The following is an 18,427-nucleotide window of genomic DNA, read 5'->3' as shown; positions in this document are numbered from 1 at the left end:
ACAACTTATTGGATTATCATCAACGAGTGCCCACACAGATTGATAGGTTTATATTGTTAAAGAGCTTGCTTCGAAACTTTCTCTCAAAGCGGAGGTGAATTCTAACGAGATAATTGAAAGAGTCAAATACTTTTTCAATTTATTTTCTCAGAAGCTTTCACTTCGCTGACTATCGCTGAAGCCTTATGGCGTCTGCCCTGTCAGTGGATGCGCATTATAGGCAATCGAATTTTATTGGCAACCCTTTTTGCAAAAAAAAACCAAAAAAATGACCGTTCGTTGAAAATACCACCAATAAGGCGAAAAAGAGGGCATTTAGCCCCCTTCAACTCAATAAAACCTAGTGGTTTCTATATGAATGCATAAGCATCTGCAAACATTCTGTCACTTCTCGCTTGTTTATTTTGAGTAAACTGCTCGCGAGCAGAACCTGCCATTTCAAAGCGACCAGCTATATAGATATCAAAATCGGCTAACGATTCGAAATCTTCATTGATAGCGTTGAGAACATTGCCTCGCTTGCCCAGCCAATCTTGCGGCGCTTCCTCAACAACGGGTACGAAATGCACGTTGCTATGGTTAGCGGCAATCTCTTTAAGCTCGGCTTTAGCGTATAGCTGGCTACGATCACGCGCCCCCCAATATAGATAGATAGGGTTTTGCTTATTCTGCGCTACACAGTGATCTAAGATTGAACGAACATAACTAAAACCCGTTCCGCCAGCGATCAACAGCAATGGATGTTCACTTTCTTCTCTTACCCAAGCGTCACCATGTGGAGCATCAATGGTAATAGAGCTATTATTTTCTAAAGCCGATTTCATCGCTTCAACCACTTCTAAAGCGTAAGCATTATGCTCTGCTGCACCAATATGCAGCTCAAGCTCACCTTGATGTCGACAAGGACTACTCGCAATAGAGAATGGGCGCTTATCTTTCTCTCCCATAACCACCATCAAATATTGACCCGCTTTGAATGTCACCGGGTTTTCTGGATGGAGCAATATACGGAAGGTATTACACGCCAAAGGCTCAATCGACTTTACTTTACATTGAATACTCATGGGCTTCCTCTTGCTTACTCTTCAAAAGTAAGGACTAAATGACTTTCTGTATGAGCTAGACAGGGAAATATCCAGCCTTGTTGTTGTTCTTGTTCAGTGAGCATCGGTTCCAGTTCATAACTGACCTCACCCGAGATTTTTTTACACATGCACATCGCACACGCTCCAACCTGGCAACGGTGAGGGAAGCTTATATTATTGTTGAGCGCAGCTTCTAACACCGTTTGTCCTTGCTGGACTTCAAATTGTACTTGGCTAGGTATTAAGGTGACTTGATGTGCCATCAGAGACCTAGCTGTTGCCAAATAGCGTCAATTCTTGCAACAAGCTGTGGGTCTTTCTTAATCGGGATCCCCCACTCTCTCAGCTTTTCATCGCCAAGCTTATTGGTTGCATCCCATGCCATTCGACCTACTGCCGATTTTGCCTGTGTGTGTAACAGACTATCTCGAGCAGGATCCATTCGAGTGGTTACCGCCCAAATCACGTCATTCCAATCTCGGATATTAACGTCATCATCGCACACTATGACAAACTTAGGATCGACGAACTCTTCGAGCTGTGACCAAATTCCTTCGATCACTTGGCGCCCTTCGCCAACACTTTGCTTTTTGATCGAGACCAACACCATTTGACCTAACTTGGCACCTTGTGGCAGGAAAATATCAACGATCTGTGACATGCTCTGCTTGATAACTTCAAGCTTACTTGTTGCATCACTGAGCTCTGTTTTCGGTTCAGTTTGTGAGAGCGCAAGTTCTGCGTCCCACTTGATCGTTGCATCCAACCCCATTTTAGAACCAAGCCCAACAACCGGCGAGGCAAAATCCAAAGAATCAATGGGGGTGTTTTCGATCATCAAGGTGTCACGAACCGGATCCATATTATCGGTCATTGCTTTGGTCACTTCACTCCAGTCACGCGCATTAACCGATTCATCGCATACGATAACGTACTTGGTATACATAAACTGACGTAAGAAAGACCACACCCCCATCATCACTCGCTTAGCATGACCTGGATACTGTTTCTTCATCGTCACTACCGCCATACGGTATGAGCAACCTTCTGGTGGTAGGTAAAAATCTTCTATCTCTGGGAACTGCTTTTGCAAAATAGGCACAAACACTTCATTAAGTGCTACACCGAGTACTGCGGGTTCATCTGGTGGGCGACCAGTATAAGTACTGTGGTAGATAGGGTCTTTACGCATAGTAATGTGCGTAATTGTAAAGACATGGTGTTTTTCTTTTTCGTTGTAGTAACCAGTGTGGTCACCATACGGACCTTCGTCGGCAAACTCATTTGGATCAATGTAACCTTCAAGCACTATTTCTGCACTTGCAGGAACTTCAAGATCATTACTGATAGATTTCACCACTTCAGTGCGACTACCACGCAGTAAACCAGCAAAAGAGTATTCAGATAGCGTATCCGGCACTGGTGTTACAGCGCCTAGTATCGTGGCGGGATCTGCACCAAAGGCAACGGAAATAGGGAAAGGCTGACCAGGATTCGCTTCCATCCAATCTCGTAGGTCAAGAGCGCCACCTCGGTGAGCAAGCCAGCGCATGATAATCTTATTCTTACCCAACTTCTGCTGGCGATAGATACCTAAGTTCTGACGCTTCTTATTTGGTCCTTTGGTAATGGTCAAACCCCAAGTTAGTAATGGAGCGACATCATCTTGCCAGCAACTCATCACTGGGATTTTATCTAAATCAACCTCGCGACCTTGCCAAACAATATCCTGACAAGGTGCTTTACGCAGGCGCTTCGCCGGCATATTAAGAACCTGCTTAAATAGTGGCAGTTTTTCAAATGCGTCTTTGAAGCCCTTTGGTGGTTCTGGCTCTTTCAAATAAGCCAATAGCTTGCCAACTTCGCGCAGCTCTTTGACCTCCGTGCGACCCATACCGATTGCCACTCGCTCCGCGGTACCAAATAGATTGGTCAATACGGGATAATCGTAGCCAATTGGGTTTTCAAATAACAATGCCGGACCGCCCGCACGTAATATGCGGTCGCTAATTTCCGTCATTTCATAATGAGGGTCAATCGGGTGAGTAATGCGTTTTAACTTGCCTTGCTGCTCTAGCTGGTCGATAAAATCGCGTAAGTCCTTAAAACTCATAGATCTTCTAATGGCTGATTAAACTACGTGCAGTATATCAAAAAAGAAGAACGGACGATCCCTGTTTTGAATGTGGGTATTCACGTTCTTCTCATTGACTCAAGGCATTAAGAATATGTCGGCTCTTGACGCGATGATCACTATTAGCGAGCTCGGTTAACCATGTTGAATACCCGTGTTCAGCTAGCTGGCTGGCGACAAACGGGGCATCATCATCACTGCCCATTCGCGCAATAAGAAACGCTTCTACCTTTGTCGTCATGGGTTTAATGCTCACCAATTGCTTAATCGCTAACTCATGCAGGCTCGGATTGCTTACAGCTTGCATCAGTTGCTCTACCGCGAAACTATCTGCCACGCTGGCTAAACGTATTAATTCATTCTCACTATGGTGATTGGCTTTCATCAACCAAACCAATTTATACACTTGTGCTTCTTCGCTCACTTGCGCCAAACGTACCATGACCTCCGCCGAAGGTAGCCAACCCACCACCGACTCTTTAGTTAGTTGATCCGTGATTGCGATTACCGCTTCATGCGATAAGCTGTCTAGCTCACGAATAAGCAGTTTCTCTCGGGTCTGTGTTTGGTAATCTGAGCCTTCGGTCAACCACGAACGCAACTCCAATTCTTTGCGCTCAGCTTGCAGTACAAAATCCAATGTCGATTGATCTTGCAACCAGCGTTTCAGCAAACGACTCGCTATCGCAGGATAATTAAATGCTGGTGTCGTGAATTCATAGCCATCTCCCCGCTCAAGTACCTGATAAGTAGGTACCATGGATTTCTGTTGTTCGACAAACAGAGCCATTTTAGGCGTTAAGATAATCTGCTGCTGTTCCAGCTTTTGTAGTAATTGATATCGGGCGACTTCTTGCTGAGGGAAGGCTAAGCGTTCAAGGGAAAAATTGAGGGTATCAATATTATCTTCTATGGCGTATTGCAAAAGCTCCGCCACTTTTGATTGCATATGATCACTTTGACGCCATAGCTCAACCCGCTCAGGGGACATTTGAGTGGCCATAGCGTGCGGCATTCCTAACGCCAAGAATAGGGATAGGAGAAGCGACGACAACATTCCTTGTTGCATGTTAACCTCCTTGTAACATTCATCTTCATTGTGCAGTTACAATACAGATAATGCAAACAAAAACGCCACCGTATAAAACGGTGGCGTTATCGTATTGATTTAATTACTGACGACGCATTGCATCAAAGAATTCGTCATTAGTTTTGGTCATTGCCAATTTATCAATCAGGAATTCCATTGCGTCTGTTTCGCCCATTGGGTGAACAATCTTACGCAGGATCCACATTTTCTGTAGCTCGTCAGTCTTAGTTAGAAGCTCTTCACGACGAGTACCCGAACGGTTGAAATCAATCGCTGGGAATACGCGCTTTTCAGCAATCTTACGGTTTAGGTGCAGTTCCATGTTACCTGTACCTTTAAACTCTTCGTAGATTACTTCATCCATCTTAGAACCAGTATCAACCAGTGCCGTTGCGATGATAGTTAAGCTACCACCTTCTTCTACGTTACGTGCTGCACCGAAGAAGCGTTTTGGACGGTGTAATGCGTTTGCGTCCACACCACCTGTCAGTACTTTACCTGATGAAGGAATTACTGTGTTGTATGCACGCGCTAGACGAGTGATAGAGTCCAATAGGATCACTACATCTTTTTTATGTTCTACTAGGCGTTTCGCTTTTTCGATTACCATTTCTGCCACTTGTACGTGACGAGATGCTGGCTCATCGAATGTTGATGCAATCACTTCACCTTTTACTAGGCGTTGCATCTCAGTTACTTCTTCTGGACGTTCGTCGATTAGAAGTACCATTAGCTCACACTCAGGGTGGTTGTATGCAATGCTCTGTGCAATGTTTTGCAGCAGCATTGTCTTACCCGCTTTAGGCGGAGCAACAATCAGACCACGTTGACCTTTACCAATTGGTGAAGCTAGGTCAAGAATACGTGCCGTAATGTCTTCCGTTGCACCATTACCACGCTCCATAACCATGCGCTCATTGGCATGCAGAGGGGTTAAGTTTTCAAACAGAATTTTGTTACGAGCATTATCTGGCTTGTCGTGGTTTACCGTGTTTACTTTCAGTAGAGCAAAGTAACGTTCGCCATCTTTTGGTGGACGAATTTTTCCGGCAATCGAATCACCTGTACGCAGGTTAAAACGACGAATTTGACTTGGTGATACGTAGATATCGTCAGGACCAGCTAAGTAAGAGCTGTCTGCGCTACGTAGGAAACCGAAACCGTCTTGTAGAATTTCCAGAACCCCATCGCCAAAAATATCTTCACCACTTTTCGCGTGAGCTTTAAGGATTGCGAAGATAATGTCTTGTTTTCTTAGACGCGCAAGGTTTTCTAAACCTAAGCTTTCGCCAAGTTTAACAAGATCAGACACGGGTCTGTTCTTCAGTTCGGTAAGATTCATTGTGGTAGATGCTTGTTTAGTCAAAATAGGATCTGTTGTCTAGTTAGATGAAATTCGGTCTCAGGAGCGACCAAGAAGAGAATACTTGTTTAATTAACGTGCGATAAATTATCACTAAATACTAGCCTAGTCTATCTTTTGTTGCCGTTCAAAAACAAAACCGTGCACTGGTCAATGCACGGTCTTATTTAAACTGCGAGATTACAGGTTAGCGTCCAAGAACTCTTTTAATTGAGTTTTAGACAGCGCACCAACTTTCGTTGCTGCTACGCTACCATCTTTGAAAAGAAGTAACGTTGGAATACCACGGATACCAAATTTAGGTGGAGTACCTGCGTTTTGGTCGATATTCAATTTACCGATAGTGAGTTTGCCTTCGTATTCTTCTGCGATTTCGTCAAGAATCGGCGCAATCATCTTACAAGGACCACACCATTCTGCCCAAAAATCAACAAGAACAGGGCCTGCAGCATTGATTACATCGTTATCAAAACCGTCATCAGTAAGCTGCAAAATCTTATCACTCATCTTCCACTCCACTGTGTTTTTCGGTACTGGTTGGATGATAACCAGTATTGAGATGCCCTATTGGAATGTATTTACTTTCGTATTGCAAGCTTAAGCTGATATTCTATAGCGATGAAGAAGACGCACATCACAGAGCAAAAGTTCGCCGATTTGGGGTTACAGCCCCAAGTTACAAAGGGTTTGGAAGATAAAGGGTTCGAATTTTGTACCCCTATCCAAGCTCAGGCGCTGCCGGTCCTGCTCTCCGGCCGTGACATTGCAGGCCAGGCCCAAACGGGTACTGGTAAGACATTAGCGTTCCTTACTGCTACTTTTAACCACCTACTGACGACGCCTGAAGTGGAAGGTCGTCAACCAACTCAGCCACGTGCCATTATTATGGCGCCTACGCGCGAGTTGGCGATTCAGATCTACAACGATGCTGAACCTCTGATCAAAAGCACTGGTATTAAAGCCGCACTTGCTTACGGTGGCGAAAGCTACGATAAGCAATTGTCTAAGCTAGAACAGGGTGTGGATATTCTGATCGGTACGACTGGTCGTATTATTGATTTCCACAAACAACGCGTGTTTAACCTCAACAGCATTCAAGCTGTTGTTCTTGATGAAGCCGATCGCATGTTTGATCTTGGCTTTATTAAAGACATTCGTTTCTTGTTCCGCCGCATGCCTGAGCCAAAAGATCGTTTGAACATGCTGTTCTCTGCAACGCTTTCGTACCGTGTACAAGAGCTTGCGTTTGAACATATGAACGAGCCTGAATCAGTTGTTGTTGAGCCAGAGCAAAAAACGGGTCACCGTATTAAAGAAGAACTGTTCTACCCTTCTAACGAACATAAGATGTCATTGCTACAGACCATCATTGAAGAAGAGTGGCCAGATCGCGCTATCGTATTTGCTAATACTAAGCACATCTGTGAATCAGTATGGGGACACCTAGCTGCGGACAAACACCGCGTAGGTCTATTGACGGGTGATGTACCACAGAAAAAACGTGAGCGTATCCTAGAGCAATTTACTCGTGGTGAAGTCGACATTTTAGTTGCAACTGACGTTGCAGCGCGTGGTCTACACATCCCACAAGTAACTCACGTATTTAACTACGACTTACCAGACGATTGTGAAGACTACGTACACCGTATCGGTCGTACCGGCCGTGCTGGTGCTAGCGGTAGTTCAATCAGCTTTGCTTGTGAGCAATACGCGATTAACTTACCTGCAATCGAAGAATACATTGAACATACTATTCCAGTATCGGAATATGATTCATCGGCTCTAGTTCAGGATTTACCTGCTCCGATCCGTCTTCGTACGCGTAACCAGCAACAACGCCGCACTAATACTGGTGGCTCACGTTCTGGTAACCGTAAACCAAATCGCTCTCGCCCACCACGTCAGCAAAAGGATTCTTAAGTCGTCTATGAGCCAAGCCGTTCCCTCTCCGCTTTACGCTGCTATCGACCTCGGGTCGAACAGTTTTCATATGCTCGTTGTGCGTCACATTGATGGCAGCGTTCAGACCATGGCTAAGATTAAGCGCAAGGTGCGCCTTGCCGCTGGGTTAAACGACACTAATGCGTTGAGCCAAGAAGCTATGCAAAGAGGGTGGGACTGCTTGAGTCTATTTGCAGAACGACTGCAAGATATCCCGAAAGAGAACATTCGCATTGTCGGCACAGCTACTTTACGAACAGCCACCAACGTGGATGTTTTCTTAGCGAAAGCGAACCAAATTCTTGGTCATAAGATTGAAGTCATCTGCGGCGAGGAAGAAGCAGCCACAATATATAAAGGGGTTGCCCACACTTCTGGTGGTAGTGGTCGTCGTCTCGTGGTCGATATTGGTGGCGCAAGCACCGAGCTAATCATCGGTGAAGGCTTTGAAGCTAAAGCGCTCACCAGCCTAAAAATGGGTTGCGTCACTTGGCTAGAACGCCACTTTAAAGATCGTCAACTCAACATCACTAATTTCAATCAAGCCATTGCCGCGGCAAAAGAGACCTTACATCCTATCCTTGAGCACTATACAGATTTGGGCTGGGACGTTTGTGTTGGCGCTTCTGGCACGGTACAAGCTTTACAAGAGATCATGCTCGCGCAAGGTATGGATGAGGTTATTACTCACGCCAAACTGAAACGGCTACAAAAGCAGGCGATGTTAGCTGATCACCTTGAAGAGCTAGAGATTGATGGTTTGACCCTTGAGAGAGCACTGGTATTTCCTAGTGGTCTGTCGATTCTGATCGCCATTTTTGAATTACTCGAAATTGAGTCAATGACACTCGCCGGCGGTGCACTGCGTGAAGGCTTAGTGTATGAAATGGTCGATGAACTCAAGCAAGATGATATTCGTGCTCGTACTATTACCAGCGTGCAAAACCGTTACCAAATTGACCATGCTTACGGCGAGCAAGTTGCCACACTGGCTGAACGTTTGTTAGCGCAATGCCAAACCGATTGGTTTACCGAATCGCAAGCAAAAATGTTGCTTGAGACGGCAGCAAAGTTACACGAAATTGGTCTGACTATCGACTTTAAGAAAGGCGGTGAACACAGTGCGTATCTGCTGAATAATCTCGATTTGCCAGGTTATACACGAGCACAGAAACATTGCCTTGCTGAAATCGTTCGCCGTTACCGTGAACAACTAACATCATTGCCTGAACAACATGCCCTTTCAGGGACCAGTGCAAAGCGGGTATTGCGCCTGTTACGTCTGGCGGTATTGCTAAGCCATCGTCGTAACTCAGAGCTTGAACCTGAAGTGTCTCTCACTTCTGAAGGTGACAAACTTAAGCTTACTCTCTCTGCTGCTTGGTTAGCGGATAACCCGCTCACTGCCGCAGAACTAGAAATTGAAGCAAATCGTCAGAGCGATATTGGTTGGCCGTTAAGTATTGCCGCCAATTAATTTTGCCTGCGCTAGAAACAACAAAGCCCGAGTATCAAACTCGGGCTTTTTTATTCCTCACAATAATGTTTGCAATTTAATTCGCGCCCACTATTTTAAAATCTGGGTTGCTTGCCGTCAGTTTTTTCACTAAATAGTTAAGCAGCACGCCATACATAGGCACAAACAAACCAAGGCTGATCACTAACTTGAAGCCGTAATCGACTAGAGCGATCTCCATCCAGTGCTCTGCCATAAATGGATCTGGGCTTTGATAGAACGCAATAGCAAAGAATGCAATGGTATCTAATGCATTACCAAATAGTGTTGAACACGTTGGTGCCACCCACCACTGCTTCATTTGGCGCAGACGGTTGAATACATGCACATCCATAATCTGACCAAGCAAGTAAGCCATAAAACTTGCGGCTGCAATACGGGCAACAAAGAGGTTAAATTCACCTAATTGTGCAAACCCTTGGAACTGCCCTTCGAAAAACAGTACCGATAAGCCATAAGAAACCGCTAAGGCTGGAAGCATTACCAAGAAAATAATTCTACGTGCTAACTGAGCGCCAAAAACACGCACGGTTAAATCGGTAGCAAGGAAAATAAATGGGAAGGTAAATGCACCCCATGTGGTATGGAGACCCATGATGGTAAATGGAAGCTGCACTAGGTAATTGCTTGATGCAATAATGATCAAGTGGAACAGAACTAGATAGATAAGGGCGTTGCGCTGCTGCGCAGGGGTAAAGTTACTCATGCGATACCTTTTTAGTTTGGTTTGGGGGTGAGGGAACCCAAATCGAATTCATTCAACATTCTCACAGTCGACAAGCGAACCGTCAAAAAGTCTAAATAAAGTCTTACCAATAATATTAAAAATAAAAATGTGCCGATTGAGCATTTAACGCTTCAACCGTGCAAGGCGGGCGATTATACATTAACCAACTTGCGCTGCAAGATGCTTTTTCATCACGCTATTGTTTTCATTCTGCTTCGAATAGGTCAAACCCTGCAGCGAAAAGAGTCGCTAAATAATCGAGTTCTTCGGTATTTTGACTACCAGCTAACGACTCAAACCAAACACTCTCACTGTAATGCTCCGCTTTCAAAAATAACTGGCAACCTTCAAAGTCGACCAGCCATGAATGAATATCAGCATCACACTGTTTTTCCACAACACTCGCTGACAAGGTAGCCAATAAACGCTCCCCCAATAATGGGAAAGTGTCAAAATCGAAGCTTGGCGCGGCAATAATAATTCTTCCTTGCTCTGCTTGATACTCAATCAAGCCAAATTCCTTTTTTTGATTAACCATGTTGGGTTATATGCTCCTGGATTAAATCTAAGAATGAATCGGCATACTTCTCTAGCTTACGCTGACCAACACCATTCACCGCTAACATCTCACCATAGGAAGTTGGTAAAATTTCTGCCATATCAATCAAGGTAGCATCACTAAAGACGACATAAGGTGGCAGACCATCTTCATCGGCAATCGATTTACGCAGCTTACGCAGTTTGGCGAACAGTTTCTTGTCGTAGTTTTTGCTCGATAGCTTATCGGACTTCGCCGCACGAACTGCCGTATCTAAACGAGGTACCGCAAGCTCTAATGCCATGTCACCGCGCAACAATGGTCGCGCTTCTTCAGTAAGCTGCAAAGTTGAGTTGCGTGTAATATTTTGACATAGCATGCCTTTATGAATTAGCTGACGGAAAATACTCACCCAATAATCGTGGCTATGATCGCGCCCTAAACCATACGTCGAGAGTTTGTCATGACCATATTCGCGGATACGGATGTTTTGCATGCCGCGTAGCACCTCCACCACATAGCCAATACCGAAGTTTTGATTAACTCGATACACGCATGACAAGGCTTTCTGTGCTTCTTGAGTGGCATCAAAATGCTTAGGTGGGTCAAGGCAGATATCGCAGTTACCACAGGGCTTATCACGATATTCACCAAAATAATTCAACAAGACCTGACGACGGCAAGTTTGTGCTTCAGCAAAAGCACTCATCGCATTCAGCTTATGCGCTTCCACTTGTTTTTGCGGACCGTCATCTTTTTCATCCAACATACGGCGTAGCCAATTAATATCGGCTGGGTCATAGAGCATCACAGCTTCTGCTGGCAAACCATCGCGCCCCGCACGCCCCGTTTCTTGGTAGTAGGATTCGATATTACGTGGGATATCAAAATGCACCACAAAGCGCACGTTGGGTTTGTTGATCCCCATACCAAACGCCACGGTCGCAACTACAATCTGAATGTCATCACGCTGGAAAGCTTCTTGAACATAAGCACGCTCATCCGCATCCATACCAGCATGATAACTGGCAGCGCGAATGTGGTTATTGCACAGCTTTTCCGTCAGCATTTCGACTTTCTTGCGGCTACCGCAATAGATAATGCCGCAATTCCCTTTTTGTGTATCAAGGTAGCGGATCACCTGTGAAACAGGTTTGTGCTTTTCCAACAAAGTGTAGCGAATATTAGGGCGGTCAAAACTGCCTAAATAGATATGTGGTTCATTCAGGTTTAAACGAGTGGTGATGTCGGTCCGAGTAGCATCATCTGCCGTTGCCGTTAATGCCATAAAGGGTACATGGCTAAAGTGCTGCTTTAGCTGACCTAACGCGGCATACTCTGGACGAAAATCGTGTCCCCATTGAGAAATACAGTGCGCTTCATCCACCGCTATCATGCTAAGCGGAATGTTTTGCAAGCGCTCAATGAAATCACGCATTAAGACGCGTTCTGGAGAAACATAGACCAACTTCAACCCACCAGAATGCATACGGTTATACACCGATATCAGCTCTTCTCTCGGCATGGTTGAGTTTATACATTCAGCCGCTACGCCATTGGCTTTGAGTTGATCAACTTGGTCTTTCATCAACGAAATTAGCGGAGAGATCACCAGTGTGATGCCTTCGCGCACCAATGCCGGGATTTGATAACAAAGCGACTTACCACCACCAGTTGGCATTATCACCAAGCTATCACGCCCTTCAATAGCTAAATCAATGACCTGCTCTTGCCCGCTACGGAATGTTTGATAGCCGAACACCTGCTCTAGCACGTTTTGTGCATTCGCGAGCTCCTGTTCATCTGGCTGGGCAAGTAATGTTGAGGTCATTTATTCTCTCTATTTTCTCAGAATGAGGTTGGGGGCACATTGTAGAGGGGAATGGTGGTGAATTAAACTGCAATTTACTAGGTGTTTTCTTAACCGGATCTTATACTGACCAATCCGTCCCTATTAAATACATTTTGTGATCTTGTATGACTACCGAAGAAGAACAACAACGATCGCGCCAAGGTGTTTTGCTTGCTATCAGTGCCTACACTATGTGGGGAATTGCACCGATATACTTCAAGTCCCTTAGTGGCGTTCCAGCGCTTGAAATCCTTAGCCACCGCGTTGTGTGGTCGTTTTTTTTACTTGCTGCGTTACTCCATTTTGGTCGCCATTGGCGTTCTGTTTATGACATTTTTTCTGATAAACGCAAACTGCTATACCTAACGACTTCCGCTATTTTAATTGGCTTGAACTGGTTAATTTTTATCTGGGCTGTCAATGCTAATCATATGTTGGATGCCAGCCTTGGTTACTATATTAACCCTCTGATCAACGTATTATTGGGCATGCTGTTTCTCGGGGAACGACTGAGGAAATTACAATGGTTTGCGGTTGTCTTAGCGGCTGCGGGTGTACTGATCCAGCTCATCGCTTTCGGCTCTGTACCCTTAGTAGCGATTGCACTCGCATGTACCTTTGGTTTTTATGGCTTGCTGCGTAAAAAAGTCAGCGTCAGCGCACAAACAGGGTTATTTGTTGAGACTCTGGTACTGGTGCCTGCTGCACTGATTTATTTGATGTTTATTGCCGAATCAGCGACGTCAGATTTTGCCAACAACCCGATTTCACTCAATCTCTTGCTGTTTAGTGCTGGCATTATCACGACGCTGCCACTGTTATGTTTTACCAGTGCTGCAACTCGCTTAAAGCTTTCGACACTCGGCTTCTTCCAATATATCGGTCCTAGCTTAATGTTTTTACTTGCCGTTGCCGTATACGGTGAAGCCTTTACTATGGATAAAGCATTAACCTTCGTCTTTATCTGGGGCGCACTAGTGGTATTCAGTTTCGATGGTCTACGCAATAGCCGTCGCAACAAGAAAGCCGCACAAGCAATCAATAAAGCCTGATCGTTTTTTACAAGACTTTCCAATTGTTCAGCGATAAGCTTGGTGAAAACTTCACCAAGCTTTTTTCGTCATGGACCATGCCAATTATCGCAACACCATTAGTCAATCGATCAATTTGATAGAAGCACGCTACCAGCACTTCAGCTTTCAGCGTCACTATCACCTCGACTTTCACATTGGTCTAATAACGCAAGGCGAACAAAAGTTTCATCATCAAGGCTGTACTCATCATGTGGGTCACGGACAAGTAGTAATCATGCAGCCTGATGAACTGCATGATGGTCACTCGGTACTTGATAGCGGCTACCAAACCAAAGTTTTCTCACTCGACCCAAAATGGTTTTCAGAATTAGCTCACGAGGAAAAGCCCCAGCAGGTTGTCACTTTCCGTCAAGCTGTACTCAACGATCCAACAATCTTCAATCAGCTCTACCACCTGCATCAGCTATTAGCTAACGACAACCTCAGCCAACTAGCCAAAGATTGCTTGCCACTCGAAGGGTTTGAGCAGCTATTCAAACATTATGGTTATGGCGAAGCACCACAAGTACAACAGCTCGGTAGTCAATCGACCGAGATTCTCAAAGAGTTTATTTGGCAGAATATTGACCAACCCATCAGGCTTGAGCAATTGTCAGCACTATGCGAGCTCACCCCAACCCAGTTCCAGCGCCATTTCAAAGCCAAACTGGGAATAAGCCCCTATGCTTGGTTAAGCCGACTGCGCTTGGAGAAAGCAATGAAATTACTTCGAGATGGCCACAGCGCGACACAAGTAGCTCATCAAGTTGGTTTTTACGATCAAGCCCATTTTAGCAAAGCCTTTAAAACCAGCTTTGGTATTACACCAAAGCAAATCAATTCGTAAGTTTTCAGCGCTAAGAAAAGCCAGCTATGATCGAAATTTACAAGCCTTAAAACTGAGCGTATTAAATAATCGCGTTATTACCAACTTAACAACGCAGATATGAACGAATTAACCATTCTCGCTACACTCGCTTCAGTTCATTGGGTTGCTCTGATGAGCCCAGGCCCTGACTTTGCTTTAGTCGTACAAAATACAACTCGTTATGGTAGACAGACAGGGCTCTATATTGCACTGGGCTTGTCATGCGGTATTTTGCTGCACTCGATACTCAGCCTGACTGGGATCAGCTATTTGGTGCAACAGCACCCTGCACTTTTTGCTGTTTTACAATTGCTGGGCGGAAGCTATTTACTTTATCTCGGTATTGGTGCGCTGCATGGTCTGTGGAAAAGTCGCCATAATAAAAAACGAAATGACCACGAAACTCACCCACAAAAACCGAACTACTTACTGTCGAGTAAGCGCCAAGCTTTTTCCCGAGGTTTTGCCACCAACATTCTCAACCCAAAAGCGCTCGTTTTTTTCGTCAGCTTGATGTCGAGTTTAGTACCTGTAGGAATGTCTATGGCAGCGAAAGGAGCTGCACTCATCATTCTATGGGGTTTATCACTGCTGTGGTTTTCATTGCTCGCTTGGCTACTTTCAAGCCCAAGACTACAACTCAAAATGCAAAAAGCAGCGAAATATATTGATAGTGTGTGTGGCATTGTCTTCACTTTGATTGGTTTCACTATTCTTTTGAACTCGGTAACCGATATCACTGTGATGGCATTCTCATAGTCGATCATCGATCGCCCCGCCCTCTTGTGAGAGATCTCTTACAAAACAATGCGGACATCTCTCATTGTGGCGCAGAAAAACCAACAGCAGTGCCAATAAGTCATTGTATTAAAAGGTTTAGACTAAAAAATAGTCAAATTTAAGAATGAAGAAATTTCCCCTGCTCATTGTTCTGCTACGAGAAAAACGTAATATTAAACCTGTCGGAAGGATACTGACATGGAACAGGAAATTACCAAGGATTAGGTAATCTTCAGGAAGAAGATACGGTTGTTCAGGATGAATAATCGGCACGGATAGCAAATTGGACATTGAACGGACGCAATAGTAACTAGGATGGTTGCTACTAAGGATGGGAAATGGACACCTCTGGACGAGGCAAGGACTGAACATCAGGATGATGTCATGGACACCGCTCAGGGACCAAGTGATGAGAGCTAACGAGGATTGTTAGTAGACCAGGATAAGGTCAAGGACACCGCTAGGATGGCGACGAAAGGATTAAGCTGACGGAATACAGCACACTATCATGGATTTGATGCATGGAGCACTTTAGTAGCCGGATTGCTGCAAGTAAGACTATAACCCCGAAGGGCCTTGGCCCTCGGGGTTTTTCTTTTTCCTTCTACCTGCCTATTTTTTGCTGCTGCGTTGTTGGCTGCTTTCTCTCCTCCCATCACATAGAAAGCTATGCTCAGGGATGTCGTTCAATTGCCGCCTAGCATCAGTTGCAAATAGATTGGTAGATATCACATCGGTTTGTGCTTTGGAGAATCGCTTATTTATCTCTACTTTGAAGTAGTCACGAACTGAGAAACCAAATAATCGAACAAACCATTACTTGATACGACCCAACCAAATCTGTACAGCTAAAAGTCTTTTTACTCAGAACAAGCGGATTCAAGCGGTTAAAAGCAAAATGGCTAAATTTTTTAAGAACAAAGATTTAACTTACACCCATTGCTTGATGTACAGCTTTTTGAGCTTTTGGTCACCCATAGCCCAAATACTAAAAAGGAGCGCCTAAGCGCTCCTTTGAGTTTGAATTTCTGTCTTAATTACAGCTTTTCTAATCTAGCGTAAGCGGTAACGAGCCACTTAATGCCTTCACCATTAAAGGCGACTTGTACTCGGCTTTGTGGACCACTGCCCTCAAAATTAATGATGGTACCTTCACCAAATTTCGAGTGCAGAACGCGCGAGCCTAAAGTAAAGCCTGTTTCATTAAAGCTTTCTTTCACTACGGCTTGGCTGAATCTGCCACTGCTGGTTGGGCGGCTTACTTGCGCCTTCATACGTACTTCATCTAAGCAGCTTTCTGGCAATTCACGAATAAAGCGTGATGGCTTATGATATTTATCCTGCCCATACAAACGGCGCATTTCTGCGTAAGTGATATAGAGTTTTTCCATCGCGCGCGTCATGCCTACGTAGCAAAGGCGGCGTTCTTCTTCCAAACGCCCCGCTTCTTCCGCTGACATTTGGCTTGGGAACATCCCCTCTTCGACACCGACCATAAAGACGAGTGGGAACTCTAGACCTTTCGCACTGTGCAGTGTCATGAGCTGAACAGCATCTTCAAACTCATCAGCTTGCCCTTCACCCGCTTCTAACGCAGCATGGGTTAAGAATGCGGTGAGTTCACTCATCTCTTCCGCTTCTTCTGGCTTCTCAAACTGACGCGTAGCTGTGACCAATTCTTCCAAGTTCTCAATACGAGCCTTAGACTTTTCGCCTTTCTCTTGCTCGTACATAGCGAACAAGCCTGAAGATTTGATCACATGGTCAGTTTGCTGATGCAGTGGCATTTCACAAGTGTCATCTTCAAGCGCATTAATTAATTCAATAAAACGGCTCAATGCCCCCGCAGCACGCCCAGTCAACACTTGCTCATCAATCAGTGCAATACACGCTTCCCATAACGTACAGCCACGGTCACGCGCAGCAAAGCGCACTGTCTCTAGGGTTTTATCACCCAAGCCACGAGTTGGGGTATTCACCACTCGCTCAAAAGCAGCATCGTTATCGCGGTTATTCATTAAACGCAGATAACCTAAAGCATCACGAATTTCTTGGCGTTCGAAGAATCGCATACCACCGTAAATTCGGTAAGGTAAGCCAGCTTGCAATAACGCTTCTTCCAATACACGTGATTGGGCGTTGTTGCGATACAGCATGGCAGCGTCATTGAGTACACCACCTTTCTCTTGCCACTCTTTAATTTTGCCAACCGCAAAACGAGCTTCATCCAATTCGTTGTAAGCTGCATAAACAGAGATAGGTTCGCCAACATTACCTTCCGTCCAAAGCTCTTTACCCATACGCTCAGTGTTATTCGCGATCAGCGTATTTGAAGCTTCTAGAATGGTTTTGGTTGAGCGATAGTTTTGCTCCAAGCGAATAGTGTTCACGCTTGGAAACTCGAGGGTAAACTTCTCAATGTTCTCTATTTTTGCACCACGCCAGCCGTAGATAGACTGATCATCATCACCAACAATCATCACACTGGTTGCTGGTCCTGCCATCATGCGTAGCCAAGCATATTGGATGTTGTTGGTATCTTGAAATTCGTCGACCAGAATATGTTTGAAACGCGCTTGGTAATGCTCTCGAATGGCTTTTTTATCACGCAATAACTCGTGGGCACGGAGCAAAATTTCAGCAAAGTCGACTAAACCTGCACGGTCACATGTCTCTTGATAAGCACTATAAAGTTGTAGATACGTTTTTGTGATTGGATCATGGTAAGCATCAATATGTGCTGGGCGTAAGCCTTCGTCTTTCTTACCATTAATCCACCAGCAAACTTGTCGCGCTGGCCATTGTTTCTCATCAAGATTTTGCGCTTTGATCAAACGCTTCAATAAGCGCTGTTGATCATCACTATCGATGATTTGGAAATCTTCCGGTAACTTAGCATCCAAATAATGAGCGCGCAGAATTCGGTGACAAATGCCATGGAATGTACCGTTCCACATGCCTGATGAACTGCCCATCATTAGCTCTTCAATACGACCACGCATTTCTGCCGCCGCCTTATTGGTAAAGGTCACCGACATAATTGAAAACGGTGAGGCTTGCTCTACCGACATCAACCAAGCAATACGGTGTACAAGCACACGCGTCTTACCACTCCCTGCTCCAGCAAGAACAAGTAAGTTTTCAATCGGAGCTGCTACGGCTTCACGTTGTTTATCGTTCAGACCGTCAAGGAGTAAAGAGGGATCCATCATGGCTAAGCTACTGGTTATTTATACATAAAAGTTGATTATAACCTAAACAGATGCTGGATTTGACCACAATTGGGATAAATTTTTTCCATTTTTTTTACTGTTACTTTTCATAGCATTAAGCACACGGATTGCTGTTTTTTTAATCTCATTTATTTTTTATTGAAAGTTTTTTCCTCACTTATCTATCTTTTTAAGTGAGCAATCCATTGAACAGGTTGCCAATTTTAATCAAAGGAAATCAGTCTGAG

15 protein-coding genes are annotated in these 18,427 nt (G+C 44.7%); 5 read left to right on the top strand and 10 right to left on the bottom strand.

The window, feature by feature from the left end; genetic code table 11:
• Window positions 1-350 precede the first annotated feature (350 nt).
• The 6 genes from fre to trxA all read right to left on the bottom strand — a co-directional run bounded on the left by fre (window position 351) and on the right by trxA (window position 6,179).
• Window positions 351-1,064, bottom strand: a complete 714-nt coding sequence (gene fre / locus H2O73_RS17280; RefSeq protein ID WP_182110173.1) for an NAD(P)H-flavin reductase — start codon at window positions 1,062-1,064, stop codon at window positions 351-353.
• Between the two features lie 14 nt (window positions 1,065-1,078).
• Window positions 1,079-1,348: a 2Fe-2S iron-sulfur cluster-binding protein gene (locus H2O73_RS17275; RefSeq protein ID WP_182110172.1), complete on the bottom strand. Its 270-nt coding sequence runs from the start codon at window positions 1,346-1,348 to the stop codon at window positions 1,079-1,081.
• Window positions 1,348-3,198 carry a 4-hydroxy-3-polyprenylbenzoate decarboxylase gene (gene ubiD / locus H2O73_RS17270; protein ID WP_182110171.1) on the bottom strand — a complete coding sequence of 617 codons (1,851 nt, stop codon included), beginning with the start codon at window positions 3,196-3,198 and terminating at the stop codon, window positions 1,348-1,350. The genes H2O73_RS17275 and ubiD overlap by 1 nt, the downstream gene beginning before the upstream one ends.
• Window positions 3,199-3,289: 91 nt before the next feature.
• Window positions 3,290-4,288 carry a hypothetical protein gene (locus tag H2O73_RS17265; RefSeq protein WP_182110170.1) on the bottom strand — a complete coding sequence of 333 codons (999 nt, stop codon included), beginning with the start codon at window positions 4,286-4,288 and terminating at the stop codon, window positions 3,290-3,292.
• A gap of 103 nt (window positions 4,289-4,391) precedes the next feature.
• Window positions 4,392-5,651, bottom strand: a complete 1,260-nt coding sequence (gene rho, locus H2O73_RS17260; protein ID WP_182110179.1) for a transcription termination factor Rho — start codon at window positions 5,649-5,651, stop codon at window positions 4,392-4,394.
• A gap of 201 nt (window positions 5,652-5,852) precedes the next feature.
• On the bottom strand, window positions 5,853-6,179 hold the full coding sequence (gene trxA / locus H2O73_RS17255; RefSeq protein WP_075647756.1) for a thioredoxin TrxA: 327 nt from the start codon (window positions 6,177-6,179) through the stop codon (window positions 5,853-5,855).
• A gap of 111 nt (window positions 6,180-6,290) precedes the next feature.
• On the opposite strand from trxA, the gene rhlB reads away from it, so the two are divergent.
• A complete protein-coding gene (rhlB, locus tag H2O73_RS17250; RefSeq protein WP_182110169.1) occupies window positions 6,291-7,592 on the top strand; it encodes an ATP-dependent RNA helicase RhlB in 1,302 nt (433 codons plus the stop codon).
• A 7-nt stretch (window positions 7,593-7,599) separates the two neighbouring features.
• Window positions 7,600-9,090, top strand: coding sequence for a guanosine-5'-triphosphate,3'-diphosphate diphosphatase (gene gppA, locus H2O73_RS17245; protein ID WP_182110168.1), 1,491 nt, complete (start codon window positions 7,600-7,602; stop codon window positions 9,088-9,090).
• A gap of 76 nt (window positions 9,091-9,166) precedes the next feature.
• On the opposite strand, the gene H2O73_RS17240 is transcribed toward gppA, so the two are convergent.
• From H2O73_RS17240 to recQ, 3 genes are all read right to left on the bottom strand, one after another.
• Complete coding sequence (locus H2O73_RS17240; protein WP_182110167.1) at window positions 9,167-9,835, bottom strand: 7-cyano-7-deazaguanine/7-aminomethyl-7-deazaguanine transporter; 669 nt, start codon at window positions 9,833-9,835, stop codon at window positions 9,167-9,169.
• A 226-nt stretch (window positions 9,836-10,061) separates the two neighbouring features.
• Complete coding sequence (locus tag H2O73_RS17235; RefSeq protein WP_182110166.1) at window positions 10,062-10,394, bottom strand: DUF3630 family protein; 333 nt, start codon at window positions 10,392-10,394, stop codon at window positions 10,062-10,064.
• A complete protein-coding gene (gene recQ / locus H2O73_RS17230) occupies window positions 10,387-12,225 on the bottom strand; it encodes an ATP-dependent DNA helicase RecQ (protein ID WP_182110165.1) in 1,839 nt (612 codons plus the stop codon). Before recQ ends, H2O73_RS17235 begins: the two co-directional genes overlap by 8 nt.
• 146 nt (window positions 12,226-12,371) lie before the next feature.
• Here recQ and rarD point away from each other — a divergent pair, with 146 nt between their 5' ends.
• The 3 genes from rarD (at window position 12,372) to H2O73_RS17215 (ending at window position 14,946) form a co-directional block, all read left to right on the top strand.
• Window positions 12,372-13,298: an EamA family transporter RarD gene (gene rarD / locus H2O73_RS17225; protein ID WP_182110164.1), complete on the top strand. Its 927-nt coding sequence runs from the start codon at window positions 12,372-12,374 to the stop codon at window positions 13,296-13,298.
• A gap of 70 nt (window positions 13,299-13,368) precedes the next feature.
• Entirely contained in the window at window positions 13,369-14,166 is a 798-nt protein-coding gene (locus H2O73_RS17220) for an AraC family transcriptional regulator (RefSeq protein WP_182110163.1), read from the top strand.
• A 99-nt stretch (window positions 14,167-14,265) separates the two neighbouring features.
• The gene (locus H2O73_RS17215; protein ID WP_182110162.1) at window positions 14,266-14,946 is read left to right on the top strand and encodes a LysE family translocator; all 681 of its coding nucleotides are present in this window, start codon (window positions 14,266-14,268) and stop codon (window positions 14,944-14,946) included.
• A gap of 1,058 nt (window positions 14,947-16,004) precedes the next feature.
• Here H2O73_RS17215 and uvrD read toward each other — a convergent pair.
• The gene (uvrD, locus tag H2O73_RS17210; protein WP_182110161.1) at window positions 16,005-18,179 is read right to left on the bottom strand and encodes a DNA helicase II; all 2,175 of its coding nucleotides are present in this window, start codon (window positions 18,177-18,179) and stop codon (window positions 16,005-16,007) included.
• Window positions 18,180-18,427: the final 248 nt, after the last annotated feature.

The sequence above is a fragment of the Vibrio marinisediminis genome (assembly GCF_014050145.1).
GTDB classification, from domain to species: domain Bacteria; phylum Pseudomonadota; class Gammaproteobacteria; order Enterobacterales; family Vibrionaceae; genus Vibrio; species Vibrio marinisediminis.
Note: the sequence above shows the minus strand (reverse complement) of the source record. Positions and strands in the feature narration are given on the sequence as shown.

What these genes read in the sequence shown, in the direction of transcription:
- fre (WP_182110173.1), bottom strand. Translation starts at nt 1,064, where the DNA reads ATGAGTATTCAATGTAAAGTAAAGTCGATTGAGCCTTTGGCGTGTAAT.
- H2O73_RS17275 (WP_182110172.1), bottom strand. Translation starts at nt 1,348, where the DNA reads ATGGCACATCAAGTCACCTTAATACCTAGCCAAGTACAATTTGAAGTC.
- ubiD (WP_182110171.1), bottom strand. Translation starts at nt 3,198, where the DNA reads ATGAGTTTTAAGGACTTACGCGATTTTATCGACCAGCTAGAGCAGCAA.
- H2O73_RS17265 (WP_182110170.1), bottom strand. Translation starts at nt 4,288, where the DNA reads ATGCAACAAGGAATGTTGTCGTCGCTTCTCCTATCCCTATTCTTGGCG.
- rho (WP_182110179.1), bottom strand. Translation starts at nt 5,651, where the DNA reads ATGAATCTTACCGAACTGAAGAACAGACCCGTGTCTGATCTTGTTAAA.
- trxA (WP_075647756.1), bottom strand. Translation starts at nt 6,179, where the DNA reads ATGAGTGATAAGATTTTGCAGCTTACTGATGACGGTTTTGATAACGAT.
- rhlB (WP_182110169.1), top strand. Translation starts at nt 6,291, where the DNA reads ATGAAGAAGACGCACATCACAGAGCAAAAGTTCGCCGATTTGGGGTTA.
- gppA (WP_182110168.1), top strand. Translation starts at nt 7,600, where the DNA reads ATGAGCCAAGCCGTTCCCTCTCCGCTTTACGCTGCTATCGACCTCGGG.
- H2O73_RS17240 (WP_182110167.1), bottom strand. Translation starts at nt 9,835, where the DNA reads ATGAGTAACTTTACCCCTGCGCAGCAGCGCAACGCCCTTATCTATCTA.
- H2O73_RS17235 (WP_182110166.1), bottom strand. Translation starts at nt 10,394, where the DNA reads ATGGTTAATCAAAAAAAGGAATTTGGCTTGATTGAGTATCAAGCAGAG.
- recQ (WP_182110165.1), bottom strand. Translation starts at nt 12,225, where the DNA reads ATGACCTCAACATTACTTGCCCAGCCAGATGAACAGGAGCTCGCGAAT.
- rarD (WP_182110164.1), top strand. Translation starts at nt 12,372, where the DNA reads ATGACTACCGAAGAAGAACAACAACGATCGCGCCAAGGTGTTTTGCTT.
- H2O73_RS17220 (WP_182110163.1), top strand. Translation starts at nt 13,369, where the DNA reads ATGGACCATGCCAATTATCGCAACACCATTAGTCAATCGATCAATTTG.
- H2O73_RS17215 (WP_182110162.1), top strand. Translation starts at nt 14,266, where the DNA reads ATGAACGAATTAACCATTCTCGCTACACTCGCTTCAGTTCATTGGGTT.
- uvrD (WP_182110161.1), bottom strand. Translation starts at nt 18,179, where the DNA reads ATGATGGATCCCTCTTTACTCCTTGACGGTCTGAACGATAAACAACGT.